The organism is Arthrobacter sp. JCM 19049 (genome assembly GCF_001310435.1).
On the sequence record NZ_BAXF01000775.1, the window covers coordinates 1 to 803 of the forward strand.

The window sequence follows — 803 nt, forward strand, 5'->3', positions numbered from 1 at the left end:
GGTCCATGGATGAGTCGGCTGCGATCGACCAGCTGCCCGGCGGGCTGCCCGCGGGCCTGGAGGCGGTGCTGATGGTCGCCGATCAGCCCGTGTCAGAACAGCGTTTGGCGCAGATCTTCGAGGTTTCGGAGATCCGTATCACTCAGGCCTTCGGGCGCTGGCAAGCGAGTATGATAGTAGGGATCGTCCGCGCGGATTCGAACTTCGACGCGTCGCCTCCGGGTGGCGCATCTATTCGCGTCGCGATTATGCCGATTTCGTCTCCAGCTATGTTCTCGATGGGCAAACAGCGCGCCTGAGCCAGGCGGCCCTGGAAACCCTGGCTGTCATCGCCTACCGACAGCCGGTCTCACGTGGACGGATATCGGCGATTCGAGGGGTCAACGTCGACTCGGTGGTGCGCACACTGCTGAACCGGGGGTTGATCGCGCACTATCCGGAAGTGGGCGACGGCGGAGCAGCGCTCTACCAGACCACGGAGTACTTCCTGGAGCGGCTGGGCCTGTCCAGCCTGGATGAGCTGCCGCCCCTGTCCCCGCACCTGCCCGGTGTCGCGGACCTCGAATCGCTGGATTCGGCAACCTTCGACGACTAGGTCAACGCCCCGGTGCCGTTGCCCCTGGTCGCGATGCGCCGCCACCTGGGCGGGGCAGCAGCACGTGCAACGCAAGAGCAAAGAAGATTCGACATGAACAAGGTTCATCCACCCCCGCAACCCGCGTGGGGGCCGGAACCGGTCCCAGTCCGGCGGCAAGCGACCGGCGGCAACCAGTTTGGCGCCCGCTCCGGGGGCAAGTTCTCCG

The 803-nt window shown here is 65.6% G+C and carries 1 protein-coding gene and 1 pseudogene; both read left to right on the top strand.

Annotated features, from left to right (window positions below; all coding sequences use genetic code 11):
- Positions 1 to 5 precede the first annotated feature (5 nt).
- Positions 6 to 595 (top strand): annotated as a pseudogene (gene scpB, locus JCM19049_RS21550) (SMC-Scp complex subunit ScpB).
- 12 nt (positions 596 to 607) lie between these two features.
- A partial coding sequence (locus JCM19049_RS21555; RefSeq protein ID WP_279403430.1) for a hypothetical protein occupies positions 608 to 803 on the top strand: 196 nt, incomplete at its 3' end.